Annotated in this window: 10 protein-coding genes; 2 read left to right on the top strand and 8 right to left on the bottom strand. The window is 50.0% G+C overall.

Annotated elements, in window-relative coordinates; genetic code table 11:
- Nucleotides 1-325: 325 nt before the first annotated feature.
- Nucleotides 326-4207: a phosphoribosylformylglycinamidine synthase gene (gene purL, locus J3L11_RS15640; RefSeq protein ID WP_207571616.1), complete on the bottom strand. Its 3882-nt coding sequence runs from the start codon at nucleotides 4205-4207 to the stop codon at nucleotides 326-328.
- Nucleotides 4208-4500: 293 nt separating this feature from the next.
- On the opposite strand from purL, the gene mltF reads away from it, so the two are divergent.
- Entirely contained in the window at nucleotides 4501-5943 is a 1443-nt protein-coding gene (gene mltF, locus J3L11_RS15635) for a membrane-bound lytic murein transglycosylase MltF (RefSeq protein ID WP_207571614.1), read from the top strand.
- A 199-nt stretch (nucleotides 5944-6142) separates the two neighbouring features.
- Here mltF and tadA read toward each other — a convergent pair whose 3' ends face one another.
- The 3 genes from tadA to guaB all read right to left on the bottom strand — a co-directional run bounded on the left by tadA (nucleotide 6143) and on the right by guaB (nucleotide 9860).
- Complete coding sequence (tadA, locus tag J3L11_RS15630; protein ID WP_207571613.1) at nucleotides 6143-6646, bottom strand: tRNA adenosine(34) deaminase TadA; 504 nt, start codon at nucleotides 6644-6646, stop codon at nucleotides 6143-6145.
- 81 nt (nucleotides 6647-6727) lie between these two features.
- Nucleotides 6728-8305: a glutamine-hydrolyzing GMP synthase gene (guaA, locus tag J3L11_RS15625; protein WP_207571612.1), complete on the bottom strand. Its 1578-nt coding sequence runs from the start codon at nucleotides 8303-8305 to the stop codon at nucleotides 6728-6730.
- 88 nt (nucleotides 8306-8393) lie between these two features.
- Nucleotides 8394-9860: an IMP dehydrogenase gene (guaB, locus tag J3L11_RS15620; RefSeq protein ID WP_133039912.1), complete on the bottom strand. Its 1467-nt coding sequence runs from the start codon at nucleotides 9858-9860 to the stop codon at nucleotides 8394-8396.
- 127 nt (nucleotides 9861-9987) lie between these two features.
- Here guaB and xseA point away from each other — a divergent pair, with 127 nt between their 5' ends.
- Nucleotides 9988-11325: an exodeoxyribonuclease VII large subunit gene (xseA, locus tag J3L11_RS15615; RefSeq protein ID WP_207571611.1), complete on the top strand. Its 1338-nt coding sequence runs from the start codon at nucleotides 9988-9990 to the stop codon at nucleotides 11323-11325.
- A 58-nt stretch (nucleotides 11326-11383) separates the two neighbouring features.
- On the opposite strand, the gene der is transcribed toward xseA, so the two are convergent.
- From der to hisS, 4 genes are all read right to left on the bottom strand, one after another.
- Nucleotides 11384-12856 (bottom strand): ribosome biogenesis GTPase Der, encoded by a 1473-nt coding sequence (gene der, locus J3L11_RS15610; RefSeq protein WP_207571610.1) that lies wholly within the window; start codon nucleotides 12854-12856, stop codon nucleotides 11384-11386.
- Nucleotides 12857-12935: 79 nt separating this feature from the next.
- Nucleotides 12936-14123 (bottom strand): outer membrane protein assembly factor BamB, encoded by a 1188-nt coding sequence (gene bamB / locus J3L11_RS15605; RefSeq protein WP_189618937.1) that lies wholly within the window; start codon nucleotides 14121-14123, stop codon nucleotides 12936-12938.
- A gap of 11 nt (nucleotides 14124-14134) precedes the next feature.
- On the bottom strand, nucleotides 14135-14755 hold the full coding sequence (locus J3L11_RS15600) for a tetratricopeptide repeat protein (RefSeq protein ID WP_207571609.1): 621 nt from the start codon (nucleotides 14753-14755) through the stop codon (nucleotides 14135-14137).
- A 15-nt stretch (nucleotides 14756-14770) separates the two neighbouring features.
- Nucleotides 14771-16051, bottom strand: a complete 1281-nt coding sequence (hisS, locus tag J3L11_RS15595; RefSeq protein ID WP_189618939.1) for a histidine--tRNA ligase — start codon at nucleotides 16049-16051, stop codon at nucleotides 14771-14773.
- Between the last annotated feature and the right edge of the window lie 38 nt (nucleotides 16052-16089).

Below are 16089 nucleotides of genomic sequence, written 5' to 3'. Positions count from 1 at the left end.
ATTTAATAGCAGCCAGAACAGTAATGACTAGTACTATCAATAAAATTATCGTCAGGATCTTATCTATTGAAAGAAAAGATGAAAAACGGCGGGGAGCAACACACCTATTCAATTGGCGTTTGCCATAAAAAATGAACATTGAGGTGAAGTCGCCTTTCACTTGGTCTTAAGACTCAATTTTCCTCACTTCAGCGGCTTATAAAGTAATCCACTTTACATAACAATATGAATTTAATGAATTTTAACTCTTACACAAAACACACAAAAAGGGCGGGTATTAAATTTACCCGCCCTTATTCATCAGAAAAAAATTATATAATGGATACTAGCCAACATTGACTCTGGCATTACGGAACATTCGCATCCAGGGGCTATCTTCTCCCCAATCGTCTGGGTGCCAGGAGTTCGCCACAGTACGAAAAACCCGTTCAGGGTGCGGCATCATAATAGTGACCCGGCCATCTTGAGAAGAAATGCCAGCCAATCCTGCTGGAGAACCATTGGGGTTTTGTGGGTAACGTGTGGCTATCTCGCCGGCACCGGTTACATAACGCAATGCCACCGTACCACTTTGCTCAGCCAGTTGCTGAGCACCGCTAGAGACAAATTCAGCGCGGCCTTCGCCGTGAGAAACAGCAATCGGCATCCTAGAGCCACTCATGCCGCTAAAAAACAATGAAGGACTGTGTTGTATTTCCACCAAGCTGAAACGCGCCTCAAAGCGCTCTGAACGGTTACGGACGAAACGTGGCCATAGCTCAGCCCCAGGAATGATTTCTCTGAGATTAGACAGCATCTGACAACCGTTACAAACGCCGAGCGTAAAACTATCTTCACGAGCAAAGAACTGACTGAATTCATCTCTGGCGCGGGCGTTGAACAGAATTGACTTAGCCCAGCCCTCACCTGCTCCCAACACGTCACCATAAGAGAAGCCACCGCAGGCCACCAGTCCTTGGAACTGTTGCAGTTTGGTGCGACCCGAAAGCACATCCGACATATGCACATCAACACTTTCAAAACCAGCCCGATCAAAAGCCGCCGCCATTTCAGTCTGGGAGTTGACTCCCTGTTCACGCAGGATGGCCATTTTAGGTGCAATGCCTTTGAGAACGTAAGGCGCAGCAACATCTTCCTGTGGATCGAATCCCAGCTTAACGGTAAGGCCAAGATCTGTCGCATCTTGTTTCAGTGCAAACTCTTCGCTGGCGCATTCCGGATTATCGCGTAGCGCTTGCATACGATAAGTGGTTTCAGACCACAACGTACGCAATTCGGTACGCGTGGCACTGAAGACTTCGCGGGAACCGTCAGAAAAACGCAGCACATCCTCTTGATTTATTACCGCGATTGGCAGGCAATTTACGCCTGCCGACTGATAAGCCTGCACAATCTCTGCAACATCTGCAACGGCGACTTGTACCACAGCACCAAGTTCTTCATTAAACAAGCGAGCAATATCACTGCCAGGCAAAGCACTCAGATCTACATCCAAGCCAGTGTGACCAGCAAAAGCCATCTCAGCCAATGTCACAAACAAACCGCCATCACTACGATCGTGATAGGCAATCAACTTGCGGTCAGCAACCAGTGCTTGCGTCACATTGAAGAAACCTTTAAGGACGGCAGCACTGTCGACATCAGGCGCCTTGTCTCCCAACTCGCCAAACACTTGCGCTAAACAGGAACCACCCAAACGTTGCTGACCATTAGCGACATCCAACAGCAGCAATGTGGTTTCACCTTTGTCATTGCGCAGCTGCGGTGTCACAGTATTACGAATATCACGCACGGCTGCGAACGCAGAAATAATCAGCGATAACGGTGCAGTAACCGCTTTCTTACCTTCACCATCCTCCCAAGCCGTTTTCATCGACATGGAGTCTTTACCAACGGGAATGGTTAATTCCAATTCTGGGCACAGCTCTTCACCTACGGCTTTGACTGCCGCATAAAGACCCGCATCTTCCCCCGGATGACCCGCTGCGGCCATCCAGTTAGCAGAAAGCTTAATGCGGCGCAAATCACCAATATCCGCCCCAGCAATATTGAGCAGTGATTCTGCCACCGCCATCCGTGCTGATGCAGCATAATCCAGCAATGCCAACGGTGTACGTTCACCAATTGACATGGCTTCGCCAGCATAAGTATCAAAAGTTGCCGCAGTCACCGCGCAATCAGCAACCGGCACCTGCCAGGGGCCGACCATCTGATCGCGATTGACCAAACCGGTTACCGTGCGATCGCCAATAGTAATGAGAAAAGTTTTGTCCGCGACAGTGGGTAAACTCAGCACCCGTTTAACTGCTTCCGTGACTTGGATTTGGCTCTTATCTAATGGTTTGCCATGCGCCTGCATGCTACTAACATCGCGGCTCATCTTAGGAGCTTTACCTAAGAGAACTTCCAGTGGCAAATCAATCGGTTTGTTGTCGAAATGGGTGTCATTTAAGCTCAGATGTTGTTCGGCAGTAGCTTCACCTACCACCGCAAACGGCGCGCGTTCACGCTCACAAATAGCCGCGAATACCGCCAGTTTTTCTGCGGCGACAGATAATACATAACGTTCCTGAGATTCGTTACACCAGATCTCCAACGGACTCATACCGGGTTCGTCTGATGGCACATTACGCAGCTCAAACTTGCCGCCACGCCCGGCATCACTGACCAGTTCAGGGAACGCGTTGGATAATCCCCCCGCCCCCACATCATGGATAAATTGGATGGGATTGTCGTCACCCAATTGCCAGCAGCGATCAATCACTTCCTGACAACGGCGCTCCATTTCTGGGTTATCACGCTGTACCGAAGCAAAATCCAAGTCTGCGCTGGATTGTCCAGAAGCCATAGATGATGCCGCACCGCCACCAAGGCCAATATTCATTGCCGGCCCACCCAGAACGATTAGCTTGGCACCGAGCGAAATCTCGCCTTTTTGTACGTGTTCTTCACGGATATTACCCAAACCACCAGCCAGCATGATTGGCTTATGATAACCGCGGACTTCCACGCCATTGTGGCTGTTCACCTGTTGCTCATATGTGCGGAAATAGCCCAATAACGCCGGACGTCCAAATTCGTTGTTAAATGCCGCGCCGCCCAACGGGCCATCAATCATAATGTCAAAAGCACTGACAATACGTTCAGGCTTGCCATAGTGGCCTTCCCATGGCTGCACAAATCCTGGGATCCTCAGGTTAGAAACACTGAAACCAGTCAAACCCGCTTTCGGTTTTGAGCCACGGCCGGTAGCCCCCTCATCACGGATTTCGCCGCCAGATCCAGTTGCCGCACCAGGGAAGGGACTGATCGCCGTTGGATGGTTATGGGTTTCCACCTTCATCAGAATGTGCACTGGCTCGGTGTGATAGCGGTAAACCCCATCGGCATCAGGGAAAAAACGCCCGGCCTCACAGCCAGTCATGACTGCCGCATTGTCTTTGTAGGCCGATAACACGTGTTCCGGGGTTTTCTCAAAAGTATTTTTGATCATCTTAAACAGCGACTTGGGCTGAACTTCGTTATCAATTGTCCAGTCAGCGTTAAAGATTTTATGGCGGCAATGCTCGGAGTTTGCCTGCGCAAACATCATCAATTCAATATCGTTAGGATTACGCCCCAGTTTGACAAAATTCTTCACCAGATAATCGATTTCATCATCGGCCAGCGCCAACCCCAGTTGCCGGTTAGCAATCTCTAAAGCACGTCGACCTTCGGCAAGAATATTGACGCTAACTACCGGCTTAGGCGCCGCTTTCTGAAACAGGCAGGATGCAGCCGTAAAACCGTCCAACACTACTTCCGTCATGCGATCATGTAACAATGCCGTCAGTTGTTGCTGTTGCTCGGCATTTAATTCTTGAGATTGCACATAGTACGCTATACCCCGTTCAAGACGTTTTATCTGCTTCAGACCGCAGTTATGGGCAATATCAGTCGCTTTAGAAGACCAAGGAGAAATGGTGCCAGGACGCGGCGTCACAAACAGCAACTGGCCCTGAGGTTCATGGGACTCGATCACCGGCCCATATGTGAGGAGCTGTTCCAACTGTGTTCTAGCGTCGTCAGTCAATGATTCTGGCACATCGACCAAATGAATATATTCTGCGTAAATATCCTTGACTGGCAGCCCTGAGGTACTGCAGGCTTGCAACAATTTTCGCACTCTGAAAGCAGAGAGTGCCGGGGCTCCGCGGATGATTTCCATCACGTCTTATCACCTTATTAGATAGGATTACAGGGTCAGAAGTGGCGCTATTATAGGGAAATATCGGGGGTAAATCACCTCGCAGTTTGCGCAATTAACCGCCATATATGGTATAAACTTATTCAATAAGAGGAACATAGCGTTCAGCTCACCAAACAACGCTCAAGATTGTTTGAAATGCAAACGCCATCGTTGAGGCAACAGGCTGAAATGTAGGAGTAAATTGTCCGGCAGCTGGATGTACTGCCTAAGTTGATGACAACTACAGCCAAGAGCTCAATTAGCCACTACTAATGAAAAAACTGACTGCTGTTTTCACCGCGATTCTGTTACTGGCAGGTTGCCAGAAATTGCCTATGGCAGAAACACCACCACAGACGCCTCCTGGTCAGTTTGAGACGCTGCGGGTGGGTACGCTTTATGGCCCACAGATTTATGTTGCTTCCCCCCGAGGTGACAGCGGTTTCGATTATGAACTGGCGTCACGCTTTGCTGATTTTATCAATAAACCTTTGGAAATGGTGCCTTATGGCAGTATCCATGAACTCTATCAAGCATTAGATGAAGGGCAGATAGATCTGATTGCCGCCGGTCTGGGAGATACCGAAACGCGTCGCAACCAATTCCGCTTGAGCCCCCCGCTATATCATGTGAACCAATTGCTGGTGTATCGTGAAGGTAGTCAGATCCCGGCAGATTTAAACAATCTCGCGGAACCACTGCAAGTGGTTGCAGACTCATCCTTTGTTGAAACGCTGGAAGACCTCAAACCTGAATATCCGTCGCTACAGTGGCAGGAAGTCAATGACAAAGATAATGAGGAACTGCTGTCGATGATTGCCAGTGGCGAGTTGCAATATACTATTGCGGACTCCACCAGTCTGGAAATTAATCGCCGCTTTTTACCGGAACTACGTGCCAGCTTGGTGCTCAAGGAACAACAACCGGTAGTATGGCTTCTGCCCACCAGCAACAGCGATTCGCTGATGAGCGAACTATTGCGCTTCTGGCATCAAGAAAAACGCGACGGCACCCTCGACCATCTGGTGGAAAAGTACTTCGGTCACGTCAAACGTTTTGACTATGTTGATACCCGCGCGTTTATCCGTGCAGTGAAATTTCGTTTACCGCATTTTGAGCAATGGTTCAAAAGCTACGCGGGTGAACTAGACTGGCGTAAATTGGCGGCCACCAGTTACCAGGAATCACACTGGAATCCGCGAGCTCGCTCACCCACAGGTGTCCGCGGCATGATGATGCTAACCATACCAACAGCGCAACAACTCGGAGTCGATGATCGACTTGATCCTCAACAAAGTATTCGTGGCGGCGCGGAATATTTGGCAACTATTCTGGAGACATTGCCGGCATCAATTCCAGATGAAGAGCGGATGTGGTTCGCCTTGGCCTCCTACAATGTTGGCTTCGGGCATGTAGAAGACGCACGTATACTGGCTGAAAAACTCGGGAAAAACCCTAGTGCCTGGAAGGATGTCAAACAGGTACTACCGCTCTTGCAAAAACGTAAGTATTATCAGCAAACCAAGTACGGTTACGCCCGCGGCAGTGAAGCGGTGCAGTATGTGGATAACATCCGCCGTTATTACGACACCTTGGTATGGTTGGACAATCAACAGAGTCAGCAGGCTTTAGCGGATAATAACAGTGGTGAGTTGAACGATAATGAAATCCCTGCCGCTGTTACTGAGCCGGACGCGGCAGTACAACCGCGTTAATGACTTGTGATATCAGTTCACTGAAGTCACTAGCGATAGCAGCAATAACCTGCTAAGTTGGATGCGAATTTATTATCAGGAACGCCAATGAAAGCAGGTTCAATCAACCGCAACGCCGCGCACAGAAGACGTCTTATCAAGAAAGTCCACCGTAAACGTATTTTTGCCCGCGAGCGGCTATTCTCTGGTTTCTACTATATTAATCAGCATCATCATAGTTGCCCGATTTCAGCAATTTCTTTTCCTGGCGACGACGCCGAAAAAAACTGCTGAGCAGCTCACCGCATTCCGTTGCCATTACACCTCCCGTTACCAGCACTTGATGGTTGAACAGTGGCTGCTGCAACAGATCCAACACTGAGCCAGCTGCGCCAGTTTTGGGATCGGCTGCACCGTAAACCAAACGCCCTACCCGGCTATGCACCATGGCACCGGCGCACATGGCACAAGGTTCCAACGTCACATATAAGGTGGTATTCAGTAAACGATAGTTCTGCAATATTTGACCGGCCTGCCGCAAGCAGAGAATTTCTGCATGACCGCAAGGATCGTGACTACCAATAGGCTGGTTACGACCACTGGCAATCAACTGATTATCTCTGACCAATACCGCGCCCACCGGTACTTCTCCGGCAACTTCAGCTTCCTTGGCCAGTATCAGCGCCTGTTGCATCCAATAGTTGTCATCCAATTGCTCTGTCATAGCGACTCATGTAGTTTGGGTTTCACAAAACAAAGAGCGCCGCAGCGCTCTTTGAAAATCATACCGATAATACTATCGGCATTATTCCCACTCGATAGTAGCCGGTGGCTTGCCGGAGATATCGTAAACCACGCGGGAGATACCGTCGATTTCATTGATGATACGATTAGACACCCGCCCCAGAAAATCGTATGGCAGATGTGCCCAGTGTGCAGTCATAAAATCGATGGTTTCCACTGCGCGCAGTGATACCACCCAATCATATTTACGGCCATCGCCCATCACACCAACAGAACGTACTGGCAGGAACACGGTGAATGCCTGGCTGACTTTCTGATATAAGTCAGCTTTGTGCAGCTCTTCAATGAAGATAGCATCGGCGCGGCGCAGCAAGTCGCAGTATTCTTTTTTCACTTCACCCAGTACCCTAACCCCTAAACCAGGTCCCGGGAATGGATGACGGAACAGCATATCGTATGGCAGTCCTAGTTCAAGACCAATACGGCGCACTTCATCTTTAAACAGTTCACGCAACGGCTCAACCAGACCCAGTTCCATATCTTCCGGCAAACCGCCTACATTATGGTGAGACTTGATCACATGCGCCTTACCGGTTGCACTGCCAGCAGATTCAATCACATCTGGATAGATGGTGCCTTGGGCCAACCATTTAGCATTAACGCGTTTCGAGGCTTCTTCGTCGAAGATCTCCACGAATACTCGGCCAATAATCTTGCGCTTAGCTTCAGGATCGCTCACCCCTTTTAACGCATCTAGGAAACGGGTTTCGCCCGCAACGTGGACAATGTTCAGGCCAAAATGGTCACCAAACATTTCCAGCACCTGCTCAGCTTCATTGAGGCGCAGTAAACCGTTGTCCACAAATACGCAAGTCAACTTGTCGCCAATGGCACGATGCAGCAGCATAGCGGTGACAGAGGAATCGACCCCACCGGACAGTCCGAGGATCACTTCGTCATTTCCCACCTGGGCTTTGATACGAGCCAAAGCGTCTTCAATAATGGAAGCGGGTTGCCACTTATTTTCGCAGCCACAGATCCCTAACACAAAGTGCTCAAGAATGCGTTGTCCCTGTCGGGTGTGGGTCACTTCCGGATGAAACTGTACGCCATAAAAACGTTTGGCTTCGTTGGCCATGGCCGCAAACGGGCAGGTGTCAGTGCTGGCAACAGCTTCAAACCCAACGGGGATTGCCGACACTTTATCACCGTGACTCATCCATACATCCAGTAGCGGTTTGCCGTTGCTATTTACCGCATCCTGAATATCACGGAACAAGGCTGATGGCTGCAGCATTTCCACTTGGGCATAGCCAAATTCACCTTCACCGACCCCTTTGATCACTTTACCGCCAAGCTGTTCGCTCATGGTCTGCATACCATAGCAGATACCCAGCACTGGTACGCCTGCGTTGAACACATATTCGGGGGCGCGGGGTGAATTAGCCTCGGTAACACTCTCAGGGCCACCGGACAAAATAATACCATTAGGGGCAAAATCACGGATCTGCTGTTCAGTGACGTCCCAGGCCCACAGTTCACAATACACGCCGATTTCACGAATTCGACGGGCAATCAACTGGGTGTACTGAGAGCCAAAATCCAGGATCAGTATTTTGTGCTCATGAATATTGCTCATTGAAAACCTTTATTTCTAAGTGCAACTGCCGCCATTACTGGCGACATAAACTAACAACAAGGGCGACTATCGCCGCCCCGTATGATTATCAGCCTCGAACGTTATAGTTCGGCGCTTCTTTAGTAATGGTCACATCATGTACGTGAGATTCGCCCATCCCGGCTGAGGTTACTTTCACAAACTGCGCTTTTTCGTTCAGCTCTTTGATGGTGGCACACCCCGTCAGCCCCATGCAGGAACGCAAGCCGCCCATATACTGATGGATCAGCTCTTTGATTTTGCCTTTATAGGGTACGCGGCCTTCAATGCCCTCTGGCACTAGCTTATCGGCGGCGTTGTCACTCTGGAAATAACGATCAGAAGAGCCTTTTGACATCGCCCCTAACGACCCCATGCCGCGATAGGACTTGTAAGCACGGCCCTGATACAGTTCTACTTCGCCAGGGGCTTCATCGGTACCCGCAAACATCGATCCCGCCATAATACAGGAAGCTCCAGCAGCCAACGCTTTGGCCAGATCACCAGAATAACGGATACCGCCATCGGCAATCACCGGAATGTCTAAATGTTTAACCGCTTCTACAGCGTCGGAAACTGCGGTGATCTGTGGCACGCCCACACCAGTCACAATACGAGTGGTACAGATAGAACCGGGGCCAATCCCCACTTTCACCGCATTAACACCGGCTTCTACCAGTGCTAAGGCACCTTCGGCGGTAGCGACGTTACCCCCAACAATTTGGAGATCGGGATATTTGGCACGAGCATCGCGGATACGTTGTAATACGCCCTCTGAGTGCCCATGTGATGAGTCAATCAACAGTACATCGATGCCAGCTTTCACCAGTGCATCGATACGATCTTCGTTACCAGCGCCAGCACCAACAGCACCACCGACCCGCAAACGACCAAATTCGTCTTTACAAGCATTCGGTTTACGCTCTGCCTTTTTGAAGTCTTTAACCGTGATCAGTCCTTTCAGTTTAAAGTCGTCATCCACAACCAGCACTTTTTCAATTCGGCTGGAATGCATTAACTTTTGTACCTGATCGTGTTTGGTGCCTTCTTTTACTGTCACCAGCCGTTCTTTCGGAGTCATGACTTCTTGTACGGTTTTGCTCTGATCGGTCACAAAGCGCACATCTCGACCGGTAATAATACCTACCAGCTCGTTTGCTTCGGTCACTACCGGATAACCTGCGAAACCATTACGCTCAGTCATCACTCGCAATTCTTCAATAGTAGTTGACGGTGTCACGGTCACAGGTTGAGCCACCACGCCAGCTTCGTAACTCTTAACTTTACGAACCTCTTCGGCCTGCGCTTCAATACTCATGTTTTTGTGGATAAAGCCTATGCCGCCTTCCTGAGCAATAGCGATGGCCAGACGGGCTTCAGTCACAGTGTCCATAGCAGCAGACAGCAACGGAATATTGAGCTCAATCTTTTGGGTCAACCGGGTTTTCAGGCTTGCGGTATTAGGGAGGACGGTGGAGTGCGCTGGCACCAATAACACATCGTCAAAGGTAAGCGCTTCTTTTATTAAACGTAACATTGCAACATCTCCCCTTGCGGTAGGATACAAATCAAAATAGAGGTGAAATATTGCGGCGGCATTATACCTTGCAACCGTTAATGGGTAAATGGGAAAATAACTAAAAATTCTGTCATGGAAAAGTTTAATGTCGATAGCGACAGATCAGGTGTATACAGTCTCTCGTCTGAATGGTGAAGTCAGACAACTACTGGAAGGTCAGCTTGGTCGTATCTGGCTCAGCGGTGAAATCTCCAATTTTTCTTGTCCGTCATCGGGTCACTGGTACTTGACCCTTAAAGACAGTCGTTCACAAATCCGCTGTGCCATGTTTCGCGGTCGCAATCAGAATGTCACCTTCAAGCCAATAAACGGTCAGCAGGTATTAGTGCGCGCCAGCATTAGTGTTTATGAACCTCGAGGTGATTATCAACTGATTATTGAAAGCATGTTGCCCGCTGGCGATGGGTTACTGGCACAACAGTATGAAGCACTTAAAATGAAACTGGCGGCAGCAGGGCTGTTCGCCGCAGACAGCAAACGACCGCTGCCGAAAAATATTCAACGCATTGGGGTCATTACCTCCCCCACTGGCGCAGCTATTCGTGATGTACTACAGGTGTTGTCACGCCGGGATCCCGCCATCGAAGTGATTGTGTATCCGGCTGCCGTGCAAGGTGAGCAGGCACCGCTGCAACTCATGCGGGCCTTAGAACTGGCCAACTTACGCCAGGAAGTTGATGTACTGCTGCTGACCCGAGGCGGCGGTAGTCTAGAAGATCTCTGGGGCTTCAATAACGAAGCCTTGGCATACGCCATTTATAATAGTGAACTGCCAGTGGTATCAGCAGTAGGCCATGAAGTGGATATGACCATCAGTGACTTTGTCGCCGATGTCAGAGCACCTACCCCCTCTGCTGCTGCCGAGATACTGTCGCAAGCGGCCAGCGAAAAACAGCAGCAACTCAGTAGTGCCAGAGCGCGATTAATGCAGGGCTGGCAACATTGGCAATTATTGAAACGCCAACGTTTACAGGTATTAGATCATCGCTTGCAACGTCAAGAGCCGCTGCGGCATTTACAACAATTAGTGCAACGCTTTGATGAACAGCAACTGCGCCTTGTCAGTTCACTCACCAGTTTCTTGCAACGTAAACGCCAGCGACTGTTGAGTCTTGAGGGCCGTCTCAATGCTCAACACCCACGGCATCAACTGGCGTTAGAGGGTAAGCGGCTGGAATACCTCTCCCAACAGTTGCAGAAATTAACGCAGCAAACACTCCAGCAAGCGCAGCAACGTTTGCGTAACAGCAGCCATGCACTCGAAAGCGTCAGTCCGCTGGCAACGCTCAGCCGCGGTTACAGTATTACCCGCGATGTTAACGGTCAGATTGTGCAAAGCACGGCACAACTGCAACCTGGGCAACTGTTATACACCATACTCAAGCAAGGCAAGGTGATTTCCAAAATCGATAAATTGGAGTAATCCTTAGTACGGTCTCTAAAACAAAAAAGCCGGGCTTAATTCCCGGCTTTTCCATCAGCTATTGGCGGTTTTTAATATGCGCCATCATCCGCTTGCGTCGCCGCTCCTGACTCAGCGTTAGTTTCTCCGTTTTACCTTCAAACGGGTTGGCGCCTTCTTGGAAGCGCAGTTGGATCGGCGTTCCCACAATATTCAGTGTCCGCCGATAATAATTCATCATATAGCGCTTGTATGAATCTGGCAGTCTGGATACCTGATTGCCATGGACCACAATAATGGGTGGGTTATAACCACCAGCATGAGCGTATTTCAATTTCACGCGGCGGCCATTCACCAATGGCGGCTGATGGTCATCTTGTGCCATCTGCATGATTTTGGTGAGCATTGATGTTCCCACCCTACGAGTGGCACTTTCATAAGCTTCTTCAATCGACTCAAACAGATGACCAACACCAGTGCCATGCAATGCTGAAATAAAGTGAATACGGGCAAAATCGATAAAACCTAAGCGGCGATCAAGCTCTGTTTTCACGCGCTCTTTAATATCGGTATCGATACCATCCCATTTATTCACGGCAATCACTAAGGCTCGACCAGCGTTGATAGCAAAGCCCAACAGCCCCAAGTCCTGCTCCGCAATTCCTTCTCGGGCGTCGATCACCAGCAACACCACGTTAGCATCTTCGACAGCTTTAAGGGTCTTGATCACCGAGAATTTTTCAACGACATCATGCACCTTGGCGCGGCGACGAACTCCGGCAGTATCGATCAGCACATATTCACGGCCATCGCGCTCCATCGGGATATAAATTGAGTCGCGAGTGGTGCCGGGCTGGTCATAAACCACCACACGCTCTTCACCGAGGATCCGGTTGGTCAATGTTGACTTACCCACATTAGGCTTGCCGATAATCGCCAGCTTAATGGGTAATTCCTGCAGGCGCGCCTGCTCGGCTTCCGCTTCTTCTTCGGTATACTCGCGCAATGGTTTATGACTTTCTTCGCCATCTTCAGCGAATTCATCATCCTCTGCCATTGCTCTGGCAAATGGTGCCAATGCATTTTCGATCAGACTGGAGACACCACGCCCTTGTGCCGCAGCAATCTGATGGATTTCCCCTAGGCCCAGCGCCCAGAATTCGGCAACTGCCGAGTCGCCGTCAATACCGTCAATCTTGTTTGCCACCAGGAAGGTCATCTTTTCCCGTGAACGCAAATATTGGGCAATGGCTTCATCGGCAGCGGTCAAACCGGCACGCGCATCAGTCATAAACAGCACAACGTCAGCTTCGGCAATCGCCGCCAACGACTGTTCCGCCATTTTTGTTTCAATACCTTCTTCGCTACCGTCAATACCGCCGGTATCCACCACAATAAATTCGTGTCCAGACAGAAAGGCTCGGCCATATTTACGGTCCCTGGTCAGGCCCGGAAAATCCGCCACCAATGCGTCACGGGTGCGGGTAAGCCGGTTGAACAGAGTCGATTTACCTACATTGGGTCGCCCCACCAGGGCCACGACAGGAATCATGCTTTTCCTCTTGAATTCTTAAACAACAAAAAGCCCCCGGGTTGACTCCCGGAGGCTTCGTTAGCTGGCATTATACGCTTTAAGGCAGTGAAATGGCAGCTATCTCTCCGGAACGGGTCTGCACATAAATTTTATCATCAACCACTTGAGGTTGACTGAATAGTCCAGAGCCATCGACTTTAATACGGCCGACAATTGTACCTGTTTCGCGATCGATAAAGTGCAGATAGCCTTCAAAGTCGCCGACCACCACATAACCGCGATATACGGCTGGTGATGTCAGTTGACGGTTTGCCAGTTGGCTATTATTCCATACTTCCAGACCGTTGCGCCGATCTACCGCATAGATATTACTGTGATCATCGACTAGGTAAAGATGTAAACCACCAGCAGCCAGTTCATCAAAACTGGAATACTTACGTGACCATACCACTCGGCCACTGCGCATTTCTAGGCTGGCAAGGTTACCGTTATAGCTAACAGCGTATATATTTTCACCCAACAACACCGGCGTCATATCGACATCCGCCATACGGCTGAATTCGTTACCACCTTTAGGGACATATATCGGCTGTTCCCAAGCGGGCTGACCATTGCTTTTAATGACCACCGCCACTTTACCGTCGGCAGTTCCAACGAAAAAACCACCTTCAGCATAGGCTGCTGATCCAGTTCCGCGCAACGTCAAGTTCGGTAACGCTGACTCATAGCTCCAGAGTTTGGCGCCAGTATCAATGTTGAAAGCATCCAACGCGCCGGTAGAACTGTTTACAACCACGGTGTCTTCAGCCACAGTGGGAGCCGAGAGCAATTCACCACTAGCCATGGTATGCCACAATGGTTTACCGGTCTCGACGTCCAACGCCACCAGTAATCCGCTCTCGCCACCAACAAATACCTTGTTTTGTGCAACCGTCACCCCGGCAGCCAAGCGGGCGCCGTTAGTTTCCTTCAGCGGTCCATCACCAAACAGCTCGTTAAAATCGACTTTCCATACCTCGTCGCCACTCTTTTCATCGAATGCAGCGACTTTGCCATCGCGTGATGCGGCAAAAATTTTACCGTAACGCACCGCAGGATGCAGCTTGGAATAGTAGTCACCTACGCCGTCACCAACAGAGTCATCCCAGACAATTGACGGTTCCACCGACGGCGTGATATCCGGTAATGGGCTAACAGGTGCTTCATCTACATCACTGGAAGCACACCCAGCTAACGTTCCCACGACCAAACCACAGGCGACAAGCGTTTTACACCATGACTTCATCCGGTGGTTCCTTATGCCTGGTTAAGATTGTCAAGTTTCATCTGTAACGCTGGGCTGGAAGCCGCACCGCCTTTTTCAATAGCCGCCTGATAAGCCGTTCTGGCCTTTGCGGCATCACCTTTGCGAACATAGAAGTCACCTTCCAGTTCAGCTTTTTCTGCCGCAAATGCGGCATCAGATACTTTGTCCAATGTCGCTAATGCGGCATCGAGTTGCCCTTGTTCAGCCTGAACCCGCGCTAATCGCAGGTTAGCAATAGCCGCCACTGATGCTGTAGGCTTATCGGCAATGACTTGTTGCAATGCCGCTGAGGCCTTATCAAGGTCGCCAGCTTCTGCAGCCGTTTTAGCCACGATCAGTTGCATCAAGGCAGCATAGCCCGGTTGGGAATGTGCTTTATCGAATTCGGCAGCTGCCGCCAAGGTGCTGGTTTCATCTTTGCTCTGAGATAAGGCAACGTTAAATGCTTCGGAGGCTGCTTCGGCTTTCTTAACCTGATAACCAGAATAGTAATTCCAGCCATACAGCGCGCCCAGACCGATGACGGCGCCAGCTAATATCGAAGAGCCATAGTCTTTCCAAAACGTTTTGATCGCTTCGACCTGTTGTTCTTCTGTGCTGTAAATTTCCACCCGCACTTCCCCTTATTATTTTTTGAGTTGTTCCGCCAGATAGGTTGCCAAAGCACTGCGTGCGATCAGTACTTGCTCACTGTCGTCACGCAAAGGTTTGACCGCTACCTTATTATCTGCCAATTCAGTTTCACCGATAATCAACGCATAGGTTGCGCCGCTCTTATCAGCGCGTTTGATCTGTTTTTTAAAATTACCACCACCACAGTGACTCATCACTCGCAATGTCGGCAAAGCCTGACGCAGCGCTTGCGCGACTTTAATCGCTTCTGCAACACACTCATCACTGGTTGCCGTGACATAGACATCTACTGCCGATGGCACATCGGCAGTAAGTCCCAAGGTTTCCAGCAACAGCACGATACGCTCAAGCCCCATGGCGAACCCGACGGCTGGAGTATCTTTGCCACCCAACTGTCCGACTAGTCCATCATAACGACCACCAGCCAGAACCGTGCCCTGCGCGCCTAGACTATCGGTCACCCATTCAAACACGGTGCGATTGTAGTAGTCGAGACCACGCACCAATCGAGGATTAACCCTGTATTGGATACCAACGGCTTGCAGTAGTTCACATAAGCGTGAAAAATGTGCCTTGGAGTCTTCACCGAGATAGTCCATCAGCACTGGCGCATCAGCCAATAGTGCTTGCACTTCAGGATCTTTGCTGTCCAGTACTCTCAGTGGGTTGCTGTACATGCGGCGCTGACTGTCTTCATCCAACACCTCTTTATGCTGTTCCAGAAAGGCCACCAGCGCTTCGCGGTAAGCAATGCGTTCCTGATTGTCTCCAAGAGTGTTCAATTCCAGTGTTACATGCTCGCGCATGCCCAGCTTGTCCCACAGCGATGCTGACAGCATCAACACTTCAGCGTCGATCTCAGCGCTGGCGATGCCGTAAACTTCAACACCAAACTGGTGGAACTGCCGATAACGCCCTTTCTGTGGACGCTCATGCCGGAACATTGGGCCGATGTACCACAGCCGCTGTTCCTGATTGTATAGCAGTCCATGCTCGTTACCGGCGCGAACCGTTGAAGCGGTACCTTCCGGTCGTAGCGTCAGACTGTCACCATTACGATCGGCAAAGGTATACATCTCTTTCTCGACAATATCGGTAACTTCACCGATAGAACGTTTAAAGAGGTCGGTATTTTCCACGATGGGAGTACGGATTTCACTGTAACCGAATGACGCTACTGAGGCGCGTAATACCGCCTCAACTTTTTGCCACACGGGACTCTGGTCGGGCAGAATATCATTCATGCCGCGAATCGCTTGGATCTGTTTTGCCACTGTTAGACTCGTTTGTTCCAGGCCGGAAAGTTAAAAAT

It is taken from the genome of Shewanella sp. 4t3-1-2LB (genome assembly GCF_017368415.1).
Classification (GTDB): domain Bacteria; phylum Pseudomonadota; class Gammaproteobacteria; order Enterobacterales; family Shewanellaceae; genus Shewanella; species Shewanella fodinae.
The sequence above is the reverse complement of the archived record's forward strand: the minus strand, read 5'-3'. Positions and strand labels throughout refer to the sequence as shown.

Coding starts and splice junctions, on each gene's coding strand:
- purL (WP_207571616.1), bottom strand. CDS start 4,207: ATGGAAATCATCCGCGGAGCCCCGGCACTCTCTGCTTTCAGAGTGCGA.
- mltF (WP_207571614.1), top strand. CDS start 4,501: ATGAAAAAACTGACTGCTGTTTTCACCGCGATTCTGTTACTGGCAGGT.
- tadA (WP_207571613.1), bottom strand. CDS start 6,646: ATGACAGAGCAATTGGATGACAACTATTGGATGCAACAGGCGCTGATA.
- guaA (WP_207571612.1), bottom strand. CDS start 8,305: ATGAGCAATATTCATGAGCACAAAATACTGATCCTGGATTTTGGCTCT.
- guaB (WP_133039912.1), bottom strand. CDS start 9,860: ATGTTACGTTTAATAAAAGAAGCGCTTACCTTTGACGATGTGTTATTG.
- xseA (WP_207571611.1), top strand. CDS start 9,988: ATGTCGATAGCGACAGATCAGGTGTATACAGTCTCTCGTCTGAATGGT.
- der (WP_207571610.1), bottom strand. CDS start 12,856: ATGATTCCTGTCGTGGCCCTGGTGGGGCGACCCAATGTAGGTAAATCG.
- bamB (WP_189618937.1), bottom strand. CDS start 14,123: ATGAAGTCATGGTGTAAAACGCTTGTCGCCTGTGGTTTGGTCGTGGGA.